Source organism: Paenibacillus hemerocallicola, assembly GCF_006265175.1.
In the GTDB taxonomy this organism is placed as follows: Bacteria; Bacillota; Bacilli; order Paenibacillales; family NBRC-103111; genus Paenibacillus_AB; species Paenibacillus_AB hemerocallicola.
Genome location: NZ_VDCQ01000021.1, coordinates 1 through 18,409, shown reverse-complemented (window position 1 = coordinate 18,409; position 18,409 = coordinate 1). Strand labels below are relative to the sequence as shown.

At 56.8% G+C, this 18,409-nt stretch carries 16 protein-coding genes and 1 pseudogene; 5 read left to right on the top strand and 12 right to left on the bottom strand.

The window, feature by feature from the left end; all coding sequences use genetic code 11:
- Positions 1-19: 19 nt before the first annotated feature.
- The 6 genes from FE784_RS16245 to FE784_RS16220 form a co-directional block, all read right to left on the bottom strand.
- Positions 20-652 carry a HEAT repeat domain-containing protein gene (locus FE784_RS16245; protein ID WP_139603273.1) on the bottom strand — a complete coding sequence of 211 codons (633 nt, stop codon included), beginning with the start codon at positions 650-652 and terminating at the stop codon, positions 20-22.
- Positions 653-689: 37 nt separating this feature from the next.
- Positions 690-908 carry a YwbE family protein gene (locus FE784_RS16240; protein ID WP_139603363.1) on the bottom strand — a complete coding sequence of 73 codons (219 nt, stop codon included), beginning with the start codon at positions 906-908 and terminating at the stop codon, positions 690-692.
- On the bottom strand, positions 905-1,522 hold the full coding sequence (locus tag FE784_RS16235; RefSeq protein ID WP_139603362.1) for a class I SAM-dependent methyltransferase: 618 nt from the start codon (positions 1,520-1,522) through the stop codon (positions 905-907). Before FE784_RS16235 ends, FE784_RS16240 begins: the two co-directional genes overlap by 4 nt.
- A 229-nt stretch (positions 1,523-1,751) precedes the next feature.
- Positions 1,752-2,117 (bottom strand): response regulator, encoded by a 366-nt coding sequence (locus tag FE784_RS16230; protein ID WP_139603272.1) that lies wholly within the window; start codon positions 2,115-2,117, stop codon positions 1,752-1,754.
- Between the two features lie 128 nt (positions 2,118-2,245).
- Complete coding sequence (locus tag FE784_RS16225) at positions 2,246-2,836, bottom strand: TVP38/TMEM64 family protein (protein ID WP_139603271.1); 591 nt, start codon at positions 2,834-2,836, stop codon at positions 2,246-2,248.
- A gap of 110 nt (positions 2,837-2,946) precedes the next feature.
- Positions 2,947-4,302, bottom strand: a complete 1,356-nt coding sequence (locus FE784_RS16220) for a dicarboxylate/amino acid:cation symporter (protein WP_139603270.1) — start codon at positions 4,300-4,302, stop codon at positions 2,947-2,949.
- 455 nt (positions 4,303-4,757) lie between these two features.
- Here FE784_RS16220 and FE784_RS16215 point away from each other — a divergent pair, with 455 nt between their 5' ends.
- The 3 genes from FE784_RS16215 (at position 4,758) to FE784_RS16205 (ending at position 8,269) form a co-directional block, all read left to right on the top strand.
- On the top strand, positions 4,758-5,291 hold the full coding sequence (locus tag FE784_RS16215; RefSeq protein WP_246132054.1) for a PadR family transcriptional regulator: 534 nt from the start codon (positions 4,758-4,760) through the stop codon (positions 5,289-5,291).
- Positions 5,291-7,138: an ABC transporter ATP-binding protein gene (locus FE784_RS16210; protein ID WP_139603268.1), complete on the top strand. Its 1,848-nt coding sequence runs from the start codon at positions 5,291-5,293 to the stop codon at positions 7,136-7,138. The genes FE784_RS16215 and FE784_RS16210 overlap by 1 nt, the downstream gene beginning before the upstream one ends.
- A gap of 102 nt (positions 7,139-7,240) precedes the next feature.
- Positions 7,241-8,269 carry a potassium channel family protein gene (locus FE784_RS16205; protein ID WP_139603267.1) on the top strand — a complete coding sequence of 343 codons (1,029 nt, stop codon included), beginning with the start codon at positions 7,241-7,243 and terminating at the stop codon, positions 8,267-8,269.
- 79 nt (positions 8,270-8,348) lie between these two features.
- On the opposite strand, the gene FE784_RS16200 is transcribed toward FE784_RS16205, so the two are convergent.
- Positions 8,349-9,104 carry a DUF4097 family beta strand repeat-containing protein gene (locus FE784_RS16200; protein ID WP_176706271.1) on the bottom strand — a complete coding sequence of 252 codons (756 nt, stop codon included), beginning with the start codon at positions 9,102-9,104 and terminating at the stop codon, positions 8,349-8,351.
- Positions 9,105-9,239: 135 nt separating this feature from the next.
- Positions 9,240-10,130: a LysR family transcriptional regulator gene (locus FE784_RS16195; protein ID WP_139603265.1), complete on the bottom strand. Its 891-nt coding sequence runs from the start codon at positions 10,128-10,130 to the stop codon at positions 9,240-9,242.
- An 80-nt stretch (positions 10,131-10,210) separates the two neighbouring features.
- On the opposite strand from FE784_RS16195, the pseudogene FE784_RS16190 reads away from it, so the two are divergent.
- Positions 10,211-10,732 (top strand): annotated as a pseudogene (locus FE784_RS16190) (putative sulfate exporter family transporter); the annotation flags it as partial.
- 132 nt (positions 10,733-10,864) lie between these two features.
- Here FE784_RS16190 and FE784_RS16185 read toward each other — a convergent pair.
- The 4 genes from FE784_RS16185 to FE784_RS16170 all read right to left on the bottom strand — a co-directional run bounded on the left by FE784_RS16185 (position 10,865) and on the right by FE784_RS16170 (position 16,734).
- Positions 10,865-12,043: an NAD(P)/FAD-dependent oxidoreductase gene (locus FE784_RS16185; protein WP_139603263.1), complete on the bottom strand. Its 1,179-nt coding sequence runs from the start codon at positions 12,041-12,043 to the stop codon at positions 10,865-10,867.
- 43 nt (positions 12,044-12,086) lie between these two features.
- A complete protein-coding gene (locus FE784_RS16180) occupies positions 12,087-12,503 on the bottom strand; it encodes a DUF1641 domain-containing protein (protein WP_139603262.1) in 417 nt (138 codons plus the stop codon).
- Between the two features lie 432 nt (positions 12,504-12,935).
- Entirely contained in the window at positions 12,936-14,177 is a 1,242-nt protein-coding gene (locus tag FE784_RS16175; RefSeq protein WP_139603261.1) for a multidrug effflux MFS transporter, read from the bottom strand.
- Positions 14,178-14,442: 265 nt separating this feature from the next.
- Entirely contained in the window at positions 14,443-16,734 is a 2,292-nt protein-coding gene (locus FE784_RS16170) for an ATP-dependent DNA helicase (RefSeq protein ID WP_139603260.1), read from the bottom strand.
- A 144-nt stretch (positions 16,735-16,878) separates the two neighbouring features.
- On the opposite strand from FE784_RS16170, the gene FE784_RS16165 reads away from it, so the two are divergent.
- A complete protein-coding gene (locus FE784_RS16165) occupies positions 16,879-18,243 on the top strand; it encodes a TrkH family potassium uptake protein (RefSeq protein WP_246132053.1) in 1,365 nt (454 codons plus the stop codon).
- Positions 18,244-18,409 lie beyond the last annotated feature (166 nt).

Below are 18,409 nucleotides of genomic sequence, written 5' to 3'. Positions count from 1 at the left end.
AGGCGCCGCACCTCCTTAATCAGGCCCGTTCGGCCGCTTTCACTAACGCTTTGGCCGCTTTGCGCACCGTCGGCTTGGCGTGCTCCGCATAGTCGTGTCCGATCTGCATCGCTTCGAGCGCCAGCCGGGGCGCTTGTCCGACTACCTCGCGCAGTCCGTTCAACGCTCTGCCAGCGTGCTTGCCTTCCCATGCGGTCAGCGCCTCCCGGAGCAGCGGGTACGATCGTTGGGCCAAATCCGCCCCGGCTTTGGCCGTCTGCCCAAGCGCGTCTATCGCATAATCGCGCACGATCGTGCTGGGATCCTTTCGTATGAGCTGCTCCAGACGCGGCAGCAGCGCTGCCGCGCGTTCCGGCGCCAATTCCGCGATCAACGCCAATGCATGCATTGCCTCCCACCGCACCCTCGTCGTCTTATGGGATAGCAGCTCCGTCAGTTGAGCGAAATAGGGTACGACCAGGGCAGGCCGCCGTTCCGCCACCTTGGTCATCACTTCCGCGCAGTCCCCTATCAGAGCCGCATCTTTCCCCGCCAGCGGCTCCGCTATTTCGCCCAGCAGCTCCGGATGCTCCAAGCACCGCTCGGCCGCCGCCCGATTCGCTTCCTCCGTGCGGTCTCCGACCTGCGAAGACAGCTGTGTGACAAGACTCATCCGCCCAGCTCCTTTCGATATTTCGACGGACGAACCGTCAGTGCTCGTCGCGCTTGCCGGATACGATCTGCTTCACCCGGCCGACTTGTCCGTCCTGGAGCCGCACTTTGATTCCGTGCGGATGCTCCGGGGATTTCGTCAGGATGTCCTTGACGATGCCCCGGGTCGTTTTGCCCGTCCTCTGATCCTGCTTCAGCACGATGTCCACTTCGAGGCCCGGCGCGATGCCGGCGCGCTTCTTGCCGTCTCCGTTCATTTCACGCATACCGCCACTCCGATAAAGTACCGGAGCCCTTCCCTTTGTTTTTGTTCGAACGTAACGCCCCGCTGAACGTACAGCTCCACTTCGGCAAAGCCGTCGAACAGCTCCCCGAACTGCTCCGGGGTAAATTGATGCACATGAAAAGGCTCGCTGGTCGGCATCCCTCTCCCCCGCCCGAACGGGCTCGACAGCACGAGCGTGCCGCCAGGCTTGAGCATGCGCCGCAAATTGTCCATGAAGGCGCGATCGTCCTGCACATGCTCGATCGTCTCGAAGCTGAGAATCGTATCGAACGTGCCCAGCCGGTCCGGCAGCCGGGGATCCGTCGCGTCTCCTTGCATATACGTCACCTTCTGGTGATGATATTCGCGGGTTGCGTAACGAACCGTCTCTTCGTCCAGGTCGACTCCGATCAGCTCCGTCACTTCCCTCTTCCGCTCCTTGACGACCATGTGGCAGCCGTAGCCGGTCCCGCAGGCGATATCCAGCACCCGTCCCGTTGCGTAAGGAGCCGCGAAGTAATACCGCGCTAGGTGCTCCAGCAGCATGCCGTTCATCGGCTTCAGCAGCTTGGGGATAAGCCGTTCCCCGGTCCACTGCATCGTCATTCCCCCTTCGTTCCCGTACGACTCGATCAGGCCGACTATCCGGCAACACGGATCGAGGCTCGCGCCGAAGATCACAATCGGTTACTCCCACTATAAACACCGTACGCCGGGAAATCAATTCGGGTCAAGGAAGACCCATTGCGCATGAGGATAAAAAAACGTCAAAAAAGCCACGGACCGAACATGTCCGTGGCTGCTCTCTTTTACCGACATCCCCCTCGGCCTTGGCTCAAGACGTTACCATTACTTTCGAGATCGCTTCCAATACGCGGCCGCTTTGGAACGGCTTGACGATAAAATCCCGGGCGCCCGATTGGATCGCTTCGACAATGAGCTTCTGCTGCCCCATGGCGGAGCACATAATCACCTTGGCCCGCGGGTCGGCAAGACGAATAAGCCGAAGCGCTTCTATGCCCTCCATCTCCGGCATCGTAATGTCCATCGTCACCACATCGGGCCGATACGCCTTATATTTCTCTACCGCTTCCGTGCCGTTGGCCGCTTCACACAGCACCTCATGGCCGCCCGCCTCCAAAATGACCTTGAGCATTTGCCGCATGAAGGCCGCATCGTCCACTACCAATATTTTCGCCATGCCCCGCCCCCTTTCCGAAAGTTCCAATTTTCACCATCATACCAAAGGGCTCTGAACAATTTCTGAACAGTAGGGCGCGAAATAAAAAAAGGCTTCCCTTATCGGGAAGCCTCGCATCGCGCGTCGACTTATTTGAAATATTTCGATTCGATCTTGCGCCCGGTCAGCGCCATCAATCCGAATACCCCGATGATGAGCACCAGCTTCCACGGCTGCTTGAACAGATCGACCAGATCGTAGCCGGCAAACGATACCATCAGGATCATAACCCCTTTGCCAAGGGCGGTCGCCGTTATAAACGTATGGAACGGCACCTTGGATATGCCGGATACGAGATTGACGAGAAACGACGGCGTAAACGGAAAGCAGGCCAGCAGGAAAATCGGCATAAACCCGTGCCGCTCCAGCCAATGGATGAGCTTCGTCGAGCGCGGGCTTTTCCGTTCCACGAAGTGGCGCAGCCGACTCCCGAACCGCCGCACGATCCAGAACACGGTAACCGCTCCGGCGAACACCCCGATCCACGAGAGCAGAAACCCTTCTCCCAGTCCGTATATATTCACATTGGCGATCAGGATCGCCACTAGCGGCAGAAAAGGAAAGAGCGACTCCAGCCACGCGGCCAGCAGGCCGGGAAGCGGCCCCAGTGCCTCGAACTGGTTCAGCAGCCGCTCCATGTCTTCCCAATCCAAGCCCGACAGATCAAAGCTTCCAATCATGCGATTCGTTTCACCCCTGTATAGTTACTATCACTATACTACCGGGAAACGGGCAAAAGCAAATCCGCCATGGGGCTTGCCGCGGCCTATACGAAAGTCCGGTTCCCCGCTTACGCGGCCCCGACTTCGAGCGGGTCTTCCTCGTCGCGCTCGAACGATTCGCGATCGAATTCGCCTTCGGCGTTCGCTACGAGCAGCGAAGTGACGGTCGTTCCCGTCGCATTGACGGCGGTGCGTCCCATGTCGATAACCGATTCCACGGCGATGACGAGGCCCATTCCTTCCAGCGGCAAGCCGAGGGCGGTAAGCACGACCGTAGTCGAAATCGTCGCGGGTCCCGGTACTCCGGCTACGCCGATGGAAGAAACGACAGCGACTAGAATGAGCACGATATAATCCGAGAGGCCGAGCTGAACGTTGTACACTCTGGCGACGAAAATCGCCACGATTGCCGGCCATACGCCCCCGCATCCGTTAAAATTCATCGTCGCCCCGAGCGGCGCCACGAAGCTGGCGATTCTTGGCGATATGCGCAGCCGCTTCGTGATCACTTCCAGGTTGACGGGAAGCGTCGCATAGCTGCTCCGGGTCGTAAAGGCCACGGCAACGGTCGGATAAGCCTTCCGGAAAAACTTGATCGGATTGACCTTCGCCACCAGCGCGACGAGTCCGCCGAACACGAGCACGAAATGCAGGATCAGCGCCGCGTAAGAGGCACCGATTAGCTTGACGAGCGGAGTAAGCGTCTCGAGCCCGTATCTGGCGGCCATCGCGCCGACGAGAGCATATACGCCGTAAGGCGTCAGCCGGATTACATATTTGACGACCTGATGAAGAATTTGCGTAAGCGATTCGATCAACGCTTTCACAGGGGCGACCGCATCCGGCTTCTTCGTACCGACGTGAATGATCGCGACGGCGACGAAAATGGCGAAGATGAGCACCGGCACCACTTTGCCGCCGGCGGCGTCGCTGAACGGATTGGTCGGCACCAGATCGAGAATGACCTGGGAGAACGTCGGGATGTCCCGGGGCTTGTAGTCTTTCGGCACGGCGGCCTCGATGCCTGCTCCCGGATCGACGATCAGGGCGACGATCAGTCCGATGATCGCGGCGATCCCCGTCGTGAGCAGAAACCAAGAGATCGTCTTCACGCCGATTTTGCGCAGCTGGCCGAGATTGGACAGCTGTGCGATGCTGTTAATGACGAGTACGAATACTAATGGAATGACCAGCATTTTGATCAAATTGACGTAAATGGTTCCGATCGTACTGACGCTTTTATAATCCAGTTTGTAACTGTTGAAAATAATGCCCGCCACCAAGCCGATCCCGAGCGCGAGGAGAACCCTTGTCCCGAAGCCGACTCTTTTCTTGGCCAAAACGTACAAAATTGCGATTACCACGATTGAGACAACGAGACTGACCCAGTTCGTCTGAAGCGCCGTCCACAAGTTGTTATTCAAACCTGCCCATCTCCTTTTTTATATCCTACATTTCCGCTAGGAATGATGTACATAACAATACTCCTGACTTCACAATGTTGTCAATTGTTTTTTCGAATAACCCTTGCAATTGAAAATAGTGGAAAAATTCCTCCTTACGTTAACGTCTCATCTTGCATTCTTACTATCCCCTCTTTTTCCATATCCATGAATTCGTCAAACTATTCATCGAAATAATGGATCGTCCGCCCTCAAACGTTTCCGGGACAAACACCCGATTGCATGAACCATGAACATTATATCGTTTACTTAGATAACGATATATCGTATTATATTTTCATAAGGAGATGAGCTGTATGCGACATGACGATCGAGGAGGCCGGGACGGGCGGCATGGAACGAGACATGGCGGCCGATGCGGTCCGGGCCATGGAGGCCGGGGCGGTCCGGGGAGACGTTATTTCGGGCGCGGAAATGTGAAATATGCGCTTCTGGAGCTGTTGTCCGCGGAGCCGATGCACGGGTATCAAATGATGAAAGCGCTTGAGGAAAAATCGGACGGCCAGTATACGCCCAGCGCCGGTTCCATCTATCCGACCTTGCAAATGCTGGAGGACCGGGGCTGGATCGCAGCCGACGAGCCCGACGGCAAGAAAGTATTCCGCCCTACGGAGGCGGGCTTGGAAGCGTTGAAGGAGTGGTCGGACAAGGAAAGAAAAGAACGGCCGACGGAAGACGGCGACTGCTCCGTATCCCCCAGGGAGCGGCGGCTCGCCGACGGATTCGAGCTGCTCCGTCTGCTGACGAAGGCGGAGAGAAGAGCGGCGGTCGATCCGGGGTACACCGGCCGGGTACAGCGGTTTCTGGACGAAGCGCTTTCGGACCTCCGGTCGCTTCTGGACGATCCGCGCGCCGAGCATCGAAACGATAGAAGAAGCGGCGGGGAACGGGACGAACGCGGCCTCCCAGCCGAAAGACCGGCCATCACGAATGAGGAGCGTGATTCATAATGGAATCCGGGTGGGCTAGAGAAGGATTTCCCGGCGGACCGCGGGGCCGGTTCGGAGCCGGCGACGACGGGGGCAAGAGGAAGCTGAAGGACCGGACCGTCCGGAATATGTACAAACGGATGTTTTTCCACGTCAAGGGGCGTTGGGGGCTTATGCTGCTGGCCCTGGCGTGTCTGATAAGCAATTCGCTGCTGGAATTCGTCATACCGCAACTGACCCGCTATACGATCGACGATGTCATACCGGGGAAGCTATTCGGAGCGCTCCCTTGGGTCGCCGCCGGCGTGCTCGGCACCGCGGTATTGCTCGGCGTATTCGGTTATTTGAGCAGCATCGCGCTGGCCTCGGTCGGACAGCGCGCCATATTCGATCTTCGCAATGAATTGTACCGCCATTTGCAAAGTCTCGATATGGCTTTCTACGACCGGAACCGGACCGGCGACCTGATGTCGCGGGTGACGAGCGACGTCGGCATGCTGCAGCAGCTCGTCTCCGCGGGGATGATGCAAATTGCCACGGACCTGTTCACTTTCACCGCCATCGCGCTGTATATGCTGTATGTCGATTGGCAGCTGACGCTGCTGATGCTGGCCACCTTCCCTCTCATGCTGTTCACCACGAGAAAGTTCAGCAAGCGGTTCCGCACCTCGTTCAAGACGGTGCAGCAATCGGTTGCCGAGGTCAGCAACCATTTGCAAGACACGCTGTCCGGCATCCGCGTCATCAAATCGTTCGCGAACGAAGATTACGAGTCGGAGCGGTTCGCGGAACGAAGCGAAACGAACATGAAGGCCAATCTTCGCACCGTGCGCTTGCGCGCGATTTACGAACCGATCATCGACATGCTCAATTACCTCGGCATGGTCGCCGTTCTCGTATTCGGCGCTTGGCAGGTTATGCGCGGGCACTTGACAGTAGGGGCGATAGTCGCTTTTCTGGCCTATCTCCGGCTGCTGCAAAATCCGATCCGCCATTTCAGCCGCATCCTCAATACGATCCAGCAATCGGCGGCCGCCTATGAGCGCATTATGGAGGTGCTGGAGACGAAGCCGGAAGTGACGGAGAAGGAAGACGCTGTCCGGCTGCCGCCGATTGGCGGGCATATCGTCTTCAAGGACGTGGGCTTCTCGTATCGCAGCGATGTGCCGGTGCTTCGCGATTTCAACTTGGAGTTCACGCCGGGCAAAGTAACGGCGCTGGTCGGCCCGTCAGGGGCGGGCAAATCGACGGTCGCCCATCTCATCGCCCGTTTCTACGATCCCCAGCAAGGAACGATTACGGTCGACGGCTTCCCGCTGAAGGACATTTCGGCGAAATCGCTGCGGGAGCAGATGGGCGTCGTCTCCCAAGAGATCGTGCTGTTCAACGGCACCGTACGGGATAATATTATGTACGGCAAGCCGGGCGCGACCGACGAGGAAATTATCGCGGCGGCGAAAGCGGCCAACGCCCACAGTTTCATCTCCTCGTTTCCGAAAGGCTACGATTCGGAGATCGGCGAGCGCGGAGTCAAGCTGTCCGGCGGCCAGAAGCAGCGGCTCTCGATCGCCCGCGCCATTCTGAAAAATCCGCGGCTGATCGTACTGGACGAAGCGACGGCTTCTCTCGACACGGAATCGGAGCACCTGATTCAGGAAGCGCTGGCCCGGCTGCTCGTGGGACGCACCTGTCTCGTCATCGCTCACCGACTGTCCACGATCCAATCGGCCGACCGCATCGTCGTGCTGGATCAGGGCACAATCGTCGAAAGCGGCACCCACGAGGAGCTGCTCCATTTGAACGGCAAATACCGCAGACTGTACGACATGCAATTCCCTCAAGAACAGGCCGGCGGCGAGCCTGCATAAGTCCCCCGATTGACGGGAGAATGACGGAAACGGATTTATGGTATAATTCCTCTCGAACGGCCCGCAATCCATCATGACCCGGGTCGCCGGCGGGGGGATGTTATGCTATTTTTCAGCAAACTTCTATTGCGTTTGATTCATATGAACAACGGCATCGTCTTCGGGGCTGCCGGCTTCCTGCTCCTGCTCAGTTCGTTTCTGATCTACTGGCTGGAGCCCGAGACGTTCCTGCATCCGTTCAACGGATTTTGGTGGGTTATGACAACGGTCACCACGGTCGGATACGGGGACTTTTACCCGAAGACGGTACCGGGCAAGCTGCTCGGCATTTTTCTGTATATATTCGGCATCGGCCTCATTTCCATCGTCATCAGCAAATCGGTGGACTTCATCTTCGCTTACAACCGTAAAAAGGAGGAGGGCAAGCTGCGCTACAAAGGGGAGAACCATTTCGTCCTGATCGATTGGAGCAAGCACGCCGAGCTGGCGATTCAAGAAATAATGAAAAGCGACCCTGCAGTCGATATCGTGCTGATCGCCCAGCATGCCAAAACTCCCGTCTCCCACGAGCGGGTCCATTACGTCCAGGGCAATCCGGTACAGCGCCAAACGTTGGACGACGCCAACTTGTCCAAGGCGAGAGCCGTCTTTATTTTCGCCGACGAGACGACGGACAACCACGCCACGATCCGCGACAGCGCTTTTATCGACGGCAAGACGCTCCTCATCGCCACGACGATCGAACGGCACTTTAACCACCTGCATACGGTCGTGGAGGTAATGGACCGGGACAACATTCCCAATTTCACTCATGTAAAGGTGGACGAATTTATCGTCGGCACGGAAACCGTATCCCGGCTCGCGGTACGCTCCGCCTTCAACCCGGGCGCCTCCAAAATCGTATCGCAGCTGCTGACGAGCCAAGACGGCGGGGATTTGTACGAAATCGGCAAACGGCCGCATTGGCGGACTTTCCGCGATGCATTCGACGAGCTGCTCCGGGAAGGCGCCACCCTGCTGTCCGAAGGCGAGCACCTGAACGTAAACCGCAGGCTGGACGAACCGATTCCCGAAGGCGCCCGCCTCTTCGTCATATGCGATGCCGACACGTACCGAAAGCTGCTCGGATAAGCATTTGTCGGGTTCTCTTTACGGGTATACGCAAACAGGAGAGGCATCCCGCCTCTCCCGCTTACGATATGGCCCCTCGTTACTTGCTCGTATATTTGCCTTTAACATCTTCTACGTTCAGTCGGCCGGAGCCATCATTCAAGATCGTCACATCGCCGTCGACCCCGCGGATCCCGATATCCCCGCTGTCGTCCTTAACCGTCACGCTCCCCTTCACGTCCGTTACCCGGATGTCCCCGCTGTCGTCGCTGATGTTCAAGTTCCCGTTATGGTTGCGGATCGCGATATCGCCGGAATCGTCTTCGATGTCTGCGTCACCGCGCGAGTCCGAAATTTCGATCGCTCCGGAGTCGTCCTCGATCGTGAGCTTGCCTTGTATTTTTTTAAGGACAATATCTCCGGAATCGTCGTCCAAGCTTATGTTCCCTTCGATGTCCGAGATGTTTATATCGCCGGAGTCGTCTTCCACGTCCAGATTCATCTTGACCGGCACGGTTACCGTGACGTCCATCGTCCGGTTGTCCAAGCCGATATCGGACTTGAACTTCGATACGAGCTTCGCGTTTTTGCCGTCCGGCTTGAGCGTAAATACGATCGTCTCGTCCTTCACGCCGCCAGTGCTTTTGATCACCGCCACCGCACGGATCGTTGTCGCCTTCTCGTCACCCTTGATCGTCAGATCGCCCTCACCGGCATCCACCTCGAGCGTCTCGATCGACGCCGCCGGTAGCTCGACCTCCCGCCGCTCCTCCTTCTTCTGCATGCCGCAACCCGTCCACACGATCATGCCTGCCAGCATAACGGGAATGCCCGCATATTTCCACAAATTGTTCAACTTCCGTCCGCTCCCCGTTGTCTTTATCGTTGTTGCCTCATACATTCAATATATCATGGAATCGGCTTCCTTTATACGGACTTGCGGGTAGTTTCATCCCGGTCTAGGGTCGAGCGCATGGAACGCGGGGACCGCTCAATCCGGATTATAGGTGTCGTTCAGCAGAAGCTCCTTGAATACTTCGCTTGCCCGGGTATGGAACTTTGTTCTGGGCGTAACCAAATAAAACCGTCGGGACACCGGGGTCCCGTCCACGCTCAACCGCCGCATGGTGCCGAGAGCGATCTCCTTGCGCACGGCCCAACGGGAAAGCAACGTTACGCCAAGTCCGGCTTCTACCGACTCCTTGATCAGCTGGGTACTGCCGAATTCCATAAAATGGAGCGGGCGAAAGCCGAATCGCGCAAACATCGCTTCGGCCGCTTCCCTCGTCCCCGACCCCGGTTCCCGGACGATCCACGTATCCTCTCCGAGTTCCTCAAGCTCCACCCGCTCCCGACTCGCCAGACGATGGCCGGTTGAAACCATAATGTGCATGCGATCCTCGGCAAGCGGCTCGATACGGAGCTTCTCGTGCTTGAACTCCCCTTCGACGATGCCTACTTCCAGCTCGTTGCTTGCCACTCCTTCGCAGATTTGCTTCGTATTGCCGATCGTGATCGATGGCCGCACAAGCGGATACTGCGCCTGAAGGCGGGCGATAATACGGGGCAGTACATATTCTCCGAACGTATAGCTCGCCCCGAGCATAAGCGCCCCGCCTGCTTGATGCATCATATCGTCGACCAGATCCTGCATGCGCGAGTATAGTCCGACGATTTCTTTGGCATGATGGTAGACGATTTCCCCCGCCTTATTCAGCCGGACATGCTTGTTGCTCCGTTCCAGCAATGTAGTCCCGAACGCCCGCTCCAGCATCCGGACATACTGGCTCACCGCAGGCTGGGTCATATGCAGCTCCTCCGCCGCGCGCGTAAAGTTCCGTTTCTCGGCCACCGTAATAAAAACGATCAGCGATTGGTCCATCCGCTTCTTCCCTCCCTCATTCAAGGCGAGTCAATCTATCATAAGTATTTACTTATTGTTATCATCATAATGATTTATTTATCGCGCTGGTAGGTACTATATTTGCCGTCGGCTATGCGCTTCTTCGGCCTTTCCTGCCTATGTCCGAGGCAGAGTACGGGGCTTGGTCGGGGATCAGCCTGCACGAAATCGCGCATGTGGCTCTGGCCGCTGCTCCGGCCGGGCAGGATGCTCTGGCGACCGGACTGCTCGCCAAGCTGGGGCGCGTATTGATGCTCGTCCCGCTGAGCCTACTGCTTCTCGTCTGGAGGAAGCGTTCGGGGACGATGCAGCCGGGCGCCAAACTGGACATTCCGTGGTTTCTGCTCGGCTTCATCGCGATGAGTCTGGTGGGAAGCTATATATTGGGGGACAAGATCCCCGTCCCGGAAAGCGTCATGAGCGGGGCCTCCACCTCAACGACGGTTCTCCTGTCGATGGCGATGGTGGGGCTCGGTTTGAACGTCAACCTGAAGCAGCTTCGCTCCAAAGCGATGCGGCCGCTTGCGGCGATGGCGATTACGTCGGTTCTATTGTCCGTCTTGGCTTACTTTACGATTTGACGAGAGCGACAACGGACAAATAGGTTCAGTAATTGCCGAATCCCGCCTGTAAACTCCTCTTACCCTCCCCCTTAAATAAAAAAAAGGATGCCTTTTGATGGGCATCCTTCTTCTTGTGGGAGCAGCAATATTTTAATAAGCCAGCGAGAACAAACCTTTAATGTGCGACAAGTAGCGAACGTTGCTCGCTTCTTTCATAAGCGAAGCCGGCATGCCTTTCAGCTTCGTCTTGTTGCCGCCGATCGTTCCGAACGCGTCTTTGCGGCCGAGGCTTCCGAGCGTACCGGAGAATACCGGGTCGAACGTATCCATCTTCGTGCCGTTGAAGTAAGCGAAAATGTTGTAGCCGGCCAATTCGCCCATTTGCCATGCCAATTGGGCCGTAGGAGGGAACGGACGTCCTTCCGGACCCATAACGACTGCGCTGTCGCCGGCAAGGAATACGTCAGGGTGCGAAGTCGACTGCAGGTTCTCCGTAACCGTTGCGCGACCGCGGTTAACTTCGATACCGCAATTGGCCACAACCGAATTTCCTTGAACGCCGCCCGTCCAAACGAGCGTGCTCGTTTCGATCGTGCTTCCGTCCTTCAAAGAAACAACGGTAGGCTGCATTTCCGTAATCGCTACGCCGATCAAGAATTTTACGCCGCGTTTTTCCAGGCTCTTCTGGGCATGCTCGATCAGATCCGGTGCGAAGCCCATCAGAATGGAAGGAGCCGCTTCTACGCAGTACAACGAAATATCGTTGTAATCTACGCCGTATTTGCGACAAAGCCCTGGGAGCATGTCCGCAAATTCGCCGACCAACTCGATGCCGGTCAGACCGCCGCCGCCAACGACGAACGTAGCGTCCGCTTTGTTGCCGGTTTTGCTGTAGGCTTCGACGCGCGCTTCCACGTGAGTGCGGAGGTTGTTGGCGTCGTTTACCGATTTCAGGATAAAGCTGTGCTCCTGCAGTCCCGGAATGCCGAAGAATGCCGTTTCACTGCCCAGAGCGACGACAAGCGCGTCATATTTCAGGAAAGCGCCGCCTGCAAGCTTAACCGTTTTGCTATCCGGCGTAATCTCCTGTACGGTGTCGATCATCAAATTGATTTGTTGGCCGCGCAGCAGCTTCTCAAGCGGAAGCGCTACAGCCTTCTCGGCCAGATTGCCTGCAGCCAGACGGTGCAGCTCGGTGATGATTTGGTGGGACGGATAACGGTTCACGACGGTGATGGTCGCTTCTTCGGCCGTCATATATTTGCGAGCCGACAATGCGGCCAGCAAACCGCCGTATCCGCCGCCCAGTATTACTATTTGCTTCGACATACGTATCCTCCGTTCTGATTTCGGCGTTGCTTAAACTTAAGCCTTACTTCCGACGCTCGCCCAACACTTCCAGGAACGCTTGCGCGTACCGGAGCGATTGCTGCACTTGCGGATCCTTCAACATTTTAAGCAAACCGAACAGCCCGATCGTCGACGTCTCCGCTTGGGCGCGATCGCCGGCTTCGATCGCGGCGGAAGCGATCCCTTTCGCTTTCTCCGTAATCGGCTTGACGAATTCGTCCATGCCTTCCTTCAGATCGTCGATCAGTACGCGATCGGTGGACACGCCTTGTACGAAATCGTATGCCTTCGTCATAAGAGTGACCATCTCCGCCAGCTTGGGCATGTTCTCGACCAATACGGTCAGAGACTGCTGCACCTCGGGTTTCATCAATTGATCGAGTATATCTTCCCGTGCCGCCGGAGCCAGAACCGCTTCTTGCGTGGTTGTTTCTGACATGTGTAAAAGTCCTCCTTTGCGTTGAAATAGAAGCCCGCCGTGTAACCCGATACCTGTTCAGGCAAGGAAGACGCACGTCCTTCGCATAAAAATAAACCGATGATTGCGAAAACGGTTCTCGAATGCCCGACAGTTGTTCCATTTTTCACAAGTACGGCCTGATTGCGCATCATGCCGCATCAGGTCGCACGGTTCGGGTATTCGAGTTGCAGATGTACGAATCTTCACTATTTCCAAGAGCAGGGACAGGTTCGATACGAACCCTATATGACTCCTATTATACCCCTCAACGGATAAATAGGAAAAATCAATTTTTGGCATTTGTGAACATTCTGTGACATTATCGCAACAAACTTCGTTCGACAGCAATTTTGCGCTGTTTATGTCAACCCGTGTTTGTCTTTGTCGGTTATTGTGTCCTTACAGTAACCCTTATGTGTGCTTCGCCGGGCGGGACGTTGACTTCTTTCTGCCATTCAGAACGAAAAATAAAAGCAACGCTCCGACATCTCCGGCTGCAATGACCAGTCCCATCGGCACGGCCGTATCCTCTCCGCCCAACCCGACCAGAGGCGCAACCGCCCCGCCGAACAAAAACGTCATGACCCCGAGCAGAGCGGAGGCGCTGCCGGCCGACTTCGCCTGATTGCGCATGGCCAAGGAAAACGATGCCGTACTCACTGCACCGACGCTCGATACGACGAAGAACAGCGGAATGAGGACGCCGTACAGACCCGCATCGGCCAAAATGGCGGTCAGCAGCCCCACGCCTCCGCAAGCGGCCATCGCCAGCCCGCCGACCAGCAGCCGCGTTTCTCCGAGCTTTCCGGCCAACCGCCCGGTCACTTGGCTGGCGATTATAATGCCGGCGCCGTTAATGGCGAAGCATACGCTGAACATTTGCGGAGAAGCGCCGTAAATCTGTTGCAGAACAAAGGGCGAGCCCGCAATGTACGCGAACATGGCCGCTGTCACGAAGCCTTGGGACAGGGCATAGCCCATAAACGAACGGTCCCCGGCTATATGACGGAACGTAAGCCACGTTTGCTTCAAGCCGCCGGGCATACGCCGTTCTACAGGGAGCGTCTCGGGCAGTCCGAACAGAACCGCGAGCAGCGTCAGCAAGCCCAGGGCGGCTAGCACGAAAAAGATGCCCCGCCAGTCCATGACATGCAGCAGCTGTGCGCCCGCGATGGGCGCGATGATCGGCGCGGCCCCGTTTACGAGCGAAAGCGATGCGAAGAACTTCGTCAGCTCCGCTCCGGAAAACAGGTCCCGCACCACCGCGCGGGAAATGACGATGCCCACCGCTCCGGCCGCTCCTTGAACGAACCGCATGGCGACGAAAGACCAAATGGACGGACTGAACACGCACAGAAGCGAAGCCGCCGCATATAGCGCCAGCCCGATCAGCAGCGGCGTGCGCCTCCCGCGAACGTCGCTGAGGGGGCCGGCCAGCAGTTGGCCCAAGGCGAGTCCTGCCAAGCAGGCCGTAAGACTGAGCTGGGTAAGCGAGGCGGTCGTATGCAGCTCCCCGGCGAGCTGCGGAAGGGCAGGCAAGTACATGTCCAAGGAAAAAGGGCCGAATGCCGACAGCGTGCCCAGCACCAGCGCAAGCCAAAGACGGGCCGGGCTTTTCGCAGCACTCCGTCCTATAGCGGATTGTTCCTTCATACTCTATTTGTCCTTTCCTATCGAACGAAACGATTGTATTTAACCTTCACGCTAGATGTAACTATTATAGTTACATCTGTTTCGCCCCGTCAATCCCTTGTTGCGCACCCGTCCCCCATCTTTTCACTTTACCATCTCCGGAAAATGAACTGCACGAAGGACTTCGGCAAATTATCGCCGAGGCGAACGATTGCTTCCTCCCGCTCGCCAGCCTTCAGCCTACCGCCACCATTGCTCATCGAAGACACGGTTGAAACGATACGACTCAGCGCATAACCGTCGCCGGCTTCCACTCCTCGGGCAGCAGCGCCTCGTAATCCGGCTGTAGAAACCGGTCGTCCACGAGCACCAGCGTTCCCCGGTCATGCTCGGTCCGGATGAGCCGCCCTCCTGCTTGAAGCACTTTGTTCATGCCGGGGTACTTGTACGCGTAATCGAACCCGTTCTTTCCCGCGCCGTCGAAGTATCGCTTGATCAAATTGCGCTCCCAGCCGAATTGGGGCAGCCCCACTCCGACGACGACGACTCCGGTCAACCGGTCGCCGGTCAAATCGATTCCTTCGGAGAATACGCCCCCCATGACGGCAAATCCGATCCGCTTCCGCTCCGCTTCGCCCTGAAACGAAGCCAGAAACGTTTCGCGCTCCTCCTCGGACATGCCGCCCTCCTGAACGATAGTCTCTCCTGGTGACTCCGTCTCGGCAAACCGTGCATACACTTCGTTCATATACTCGTACGAAGGGAAAAACGCCAAATAGTTGCCCGGCCGTTCCCGGATGACCCGGTGAAGCATCGCGGCGATTGGCCCCTTCGACCTTTCGCGGTCGCGGTATCGCGTAGATACGGGAAGAAGCAGAACATCCATCTGCTCTTTGCGAAAGGGAGACGGCACGACCATCGCATAATCGTCCGCATCCCCGCCCAGCATGTCCCGGTAATACGAGAGCGGGGACAGCGTCGCCGAGAAATAGATTTGCGATCGGTACCCCTTCCCCATTTGCCGCAGCATTCCGGAAGGATCGACGCATAACAGCTTGATCCTTACATCGCTTCGCTCGAATTCGGCATACGACATATATCGTTCGTCATAGTAGCCTACTGTCCGTATAAAATTTTGGGCACCATAATACGTATCCGTGAGCAGCTGGTGGTACTCGCTCTGGGCCGCTCCGCTAAGCTCCGCTTCCGCTTCGGCCGAGAAGGCTTCCAGCAGCGGCATAAACGCGGACGGAGGCTCGTCCAGCAAGACACTGCTGCGCTCGCCGCTTGTTTTCCTCAGTGCGATAAAGGCGTCATTGATCGCTTTAACCGCATCGTAAAGGGAACGGCTGCGGCCTTTCGTTTGCCGCTTCAGCTCGAGGAACGGGGTTTTGGTCAACTCTGCCGAGAACATCTCGCGTCCCCGATCGACCAGGTTATGCGCTTCGTCGACGAGCACGGCGGTTTGCCGCTTCTGCTCTTCCAACAGCCGCTTCAGCGATATGCGCGGGTCGTACACATAATTGTAATCGCATATGACCGCATCGGCCGCATATGCCGCATCCAGCGAAAATTCGAACGGACATACCCGATGCTTTCGGGCATATGTCTCCACGACGTCCCGGTTTATCGCCGTTTCCCCGGACCACAAATCGGACAAAGCATCGTTGATCCGGTCGTAATAGCCGTCCGCATATTCGCAATACTCTTTCTGGCAGCGGGTTTCTTCCTTGAAGCATATTTTCTCTTTTGCGGTCAGCGTCACGCAGCGCAAATGCAGTCCTTTCGAGCGCATGAGCGAGAACGCCTCCTCCGCCAGCGTCCGCGTCGTCGTCTTGGCGGTCAAATAGAACAGCCGTCGCAGCACGCCCTCGCCGATCGCTTTGACCGCCGGGAACAGCGTCGAGATCGTCTTGCCGGTTCCGGTAGGCGCTCTCGCGAACAGCCGCTTCTGATCGGATATCGATTTGTAGACCGCTCCGGCGAATTTCCGCTGCCCTTGCCGGTATGCTTCGAAAGGAAAGGGCAGCTCCTTGACGCTGCGCCCGCGTTCGGCTGCATGCCTCAGCTGCAGCTTGGCATAAGGATCGTACGCTTGCACCAGCATGCGGACGAAAGCCTCCAGCTCGGCATAGGTGCACGTATGCTCGAATCGTTTCTGCTCCTCGGTCTTCCGGTGAACATACGTCAGCCTTACATGCATGCGGTCCTTGCGCTCGGTTGTGGCGTACATATAGGCGTAGCATTTGGCCTGCGCCCAATGCACGGGGTATGTCTCTTCCGCTATAAAGTCCAATTGTCCGGCCGTCGACTTGATCTCCTCTACGGTTACCTCGTCCCCGTCGAACAACAACCCGTCGCACCGGCCGTCCAACCTGTATACGATATCGCCGTACTCGACGTCGGCCACGACATAAGCTTCCATCCGGTCCGTTTCCTTGTACGTTTGCTGGATGCTCCTGTGGGCTTTCGTCCCCTCCGTCAGCGGAGCGCCGGTCCGAAAACCCGATTCGATGCTGCCACCGCGGAACACATATTCCACGAGCGACCGCACCGATATTTCCACGATGTCGGGCATATTCGATCACCTGCCGTATCGGTTGTTGGCGTAACGAAAACATTTGTTCGCCATCCGATTATACCATAAGGCTCCGAAATTCTTTACAATTGATTCCCGGAGCTATAGAATATATCGCAAAACAAAGTATACGAGGTCGTCTCTATGCTCGGTACCTTAGCAATGAAAATAAAACGGTTCCGGCCTAACCCGCCGCAAGCTCTGGCGTTCGGATTTATTCTTATGATCGTCACCGGCTCCATCCTGCTGTCCCTGCCGATTTCATCGTCGGACCGGACCGGCATGTCGTTTATCGACGCGTTGTTCATGGCCACTTCGGCCACCTGCGTGACGGGACTTTCTTTTTTCAACATCGGTCAAGATTTCTCCTTTTTCGGTCAAATCGTTCTGCTGCTTCTCGTCCAAATAGGCGGGCTCGGATTTATGACAATTGCGACGTTGGCCGCGCTCGTCTTCCGCAGACGGATTTCGTTCCGGGAGCGGCTTATTTTGCAGGAAGCGATGAATCAGAATACCACGGAAGGAATCGTCCGCCTTATTCGCAAGGTGCTGCTCTACGCTCTCGTCATCGAAGCGGTCGGAGCGTTGATCCTGACGATTCGCTGGACGTTCGAGATGCCGTTCGGCAGAGCCGTATATTTCGGCGTGTTTCACAGCATTTCGATATTCAACAACGCGGGCTTCGACCTGTTCGGCATGTTTGCCGACAGACGCGGCAGTCTGATGCATTACGTCGAAGATCCTATCGTCAATCTGGTCACCGTCCTGCTGATCATTCTCGGCGGCATCGGGTTTATCGTCATCTCGGATCTGCTCACCTACCCTAAAACCCGCAAGCTCACGCTGCACAGCAAGGTCGTCTTATCCGTATCCGCCGGACTGATCGGGCTCGGGACATTGGTCATATTCCTGTTCGAGTTCACGAATCCGATGACGATGCAGCCTTTATCGCCGATCGGCAAAACGCTTGGCGCGATGTTCCAATCCGTGACCGCAAGGTCGGCCGGCCTGAGTACGCTCGATGTCGGCATGCTGCGGCAGGCGACGCAATTTTTCATGATTATCCTCATGTTTATCGGCGCGGCGCCCGGCTCCTCCGGAGGAGGTATCAAGGTCACTACGTTCGCCATACTGATCGGCGCGATGATCGCTATGGTGCGGGGCAAGGAAGATATCGTCATGTTCCGGCACAGGATCGCCAAAGACCGCATTTATAAAGCGATCACGTTCACGCTGCTGTCGTTCTTCCTCATCGTATTCGCCGCCATGGTGCTGTCGACGACGGAAGACTTCCCGTTTCTCGGCATCCTGTTCGAGGTGACCTCCGCATACGGGACTGCGGGGATGTCCATGGGCTTGACGTCTCAGTTGACTACGTTCGGCAAAGTCGTCATCATTCTGCTGATGTTCGTCGGGCGGCTTGGCCCGGTGACGCTGGCCTTCACGCTGACGTCCAAATCCGAAAAGGAGCTGTTCCGGTACCCGGAGGGCAAAATTACGATCGGATAACGGAATGAAAGTGTAGGATGTAAAAAAAGGCTGCCGATGATTACCGTCATCGACAGCTTTTTTCTACGATCGCATAAGAAGGCTAGCCGCCTTTGCCGGGGTTTGCGGGGTTTGCCGGGTTTGCCGGGTTTGCGGGGTTTGCGGGGTTTGCGGGGTTTGCGGGGTT

Bases quoted from the DNA above. Each gene is read 5' to 3' on its own strand.
- FE784_RS16205 (WP_139603267.1), top strand. From the start codon at position 7,241: ATGCTATTTTTCAGCAAACTTCTATTGCGTTTGATTCATATGAACAAC.
- FE784_RS16180 (WP_139603262.1), bottom strand. From the start codon at position 12,503: ATGTCAGAAACAACCACGCAAGAAGCGGTTCTGGCTCCGGCGGCACGG.
- FE784_RS16235 (WP_139603362.1), bottom strand. From the start codon at position 1,522: ATGACGATGCAGTGGACCGGGGAACGGCTTATCCCCAAGCTGCTGAAG.
- FE784_RS16185 (WP_139603263.1), bottom strand. From the start codon at position 12,043: ATGTCGAAGCAAATAGTAATACTGGGCGGCGGATACGGCGGTTTGCTG.
- FE784_RS16210 (WP_139603268.1), top strand. From the start codon at position 5,291: ATGGAATCCGGGTGGGCTAGAGAAGGATTTCCCGGCGGACCGCGGGGC.
- FE784_RS16165 (WP_246132053.1), top strand. From the start codon at position 16,879: ATGCTCGGTACCTTAGCAATGAAAATAAAACGGTTCCGGCCTAACCCG.
- FE784_RS16230 (WP_139603272.1), bottom strand. From the start codon at position 2,117: ATGGCGAAAATATTGGTAGTGGACGATGCGGCCTTCATGCGGCAAATG.
- FE784_RS16195 (WP_139603265.1), bottom strand. From the start codon at position 10,130: ATGGACCAATCGCTGATCGTTTTTATTACGGTGGCCGAGAAACGGAAC.
- FE784_RS16225 (WP_139603271.1), bottom strand. From the start codon at position 2,836: ATGATTGGAAGCTTTGATCTGTCGGGCTTGGATTGGGAAGACATGGAG.
- FE784_RS16245 (WP_139603273.1), bottom strand. From the start codon at position 652: ATGAGTCTTGTCACACAGCTGTCTTCGCAGGTCGGAGACCGCACGGAG.
- FE784_RS16240 (WP_139603363.1), bottom strand. From the start codon at position 908: ATGAACGGAGACGGCAAGAAGCGCGCCGGCATCGCGCCGGGCCTCGAA.
- FE784_RS16175 (WP_139603261.1), bottom strand. From the start codon at position 14,177: ATGAAGGAACAATCCGCTATAGGACGGAGTGCTGCGAAAAGCCCGGCC.
- FE784_RS16170 (WP_139603260.1), bottom strand. From the start codon at position 16,734: ATGCCCGACATCGTGGAAATATCGGTGCGGTCGCTCGTGGAATATGTG.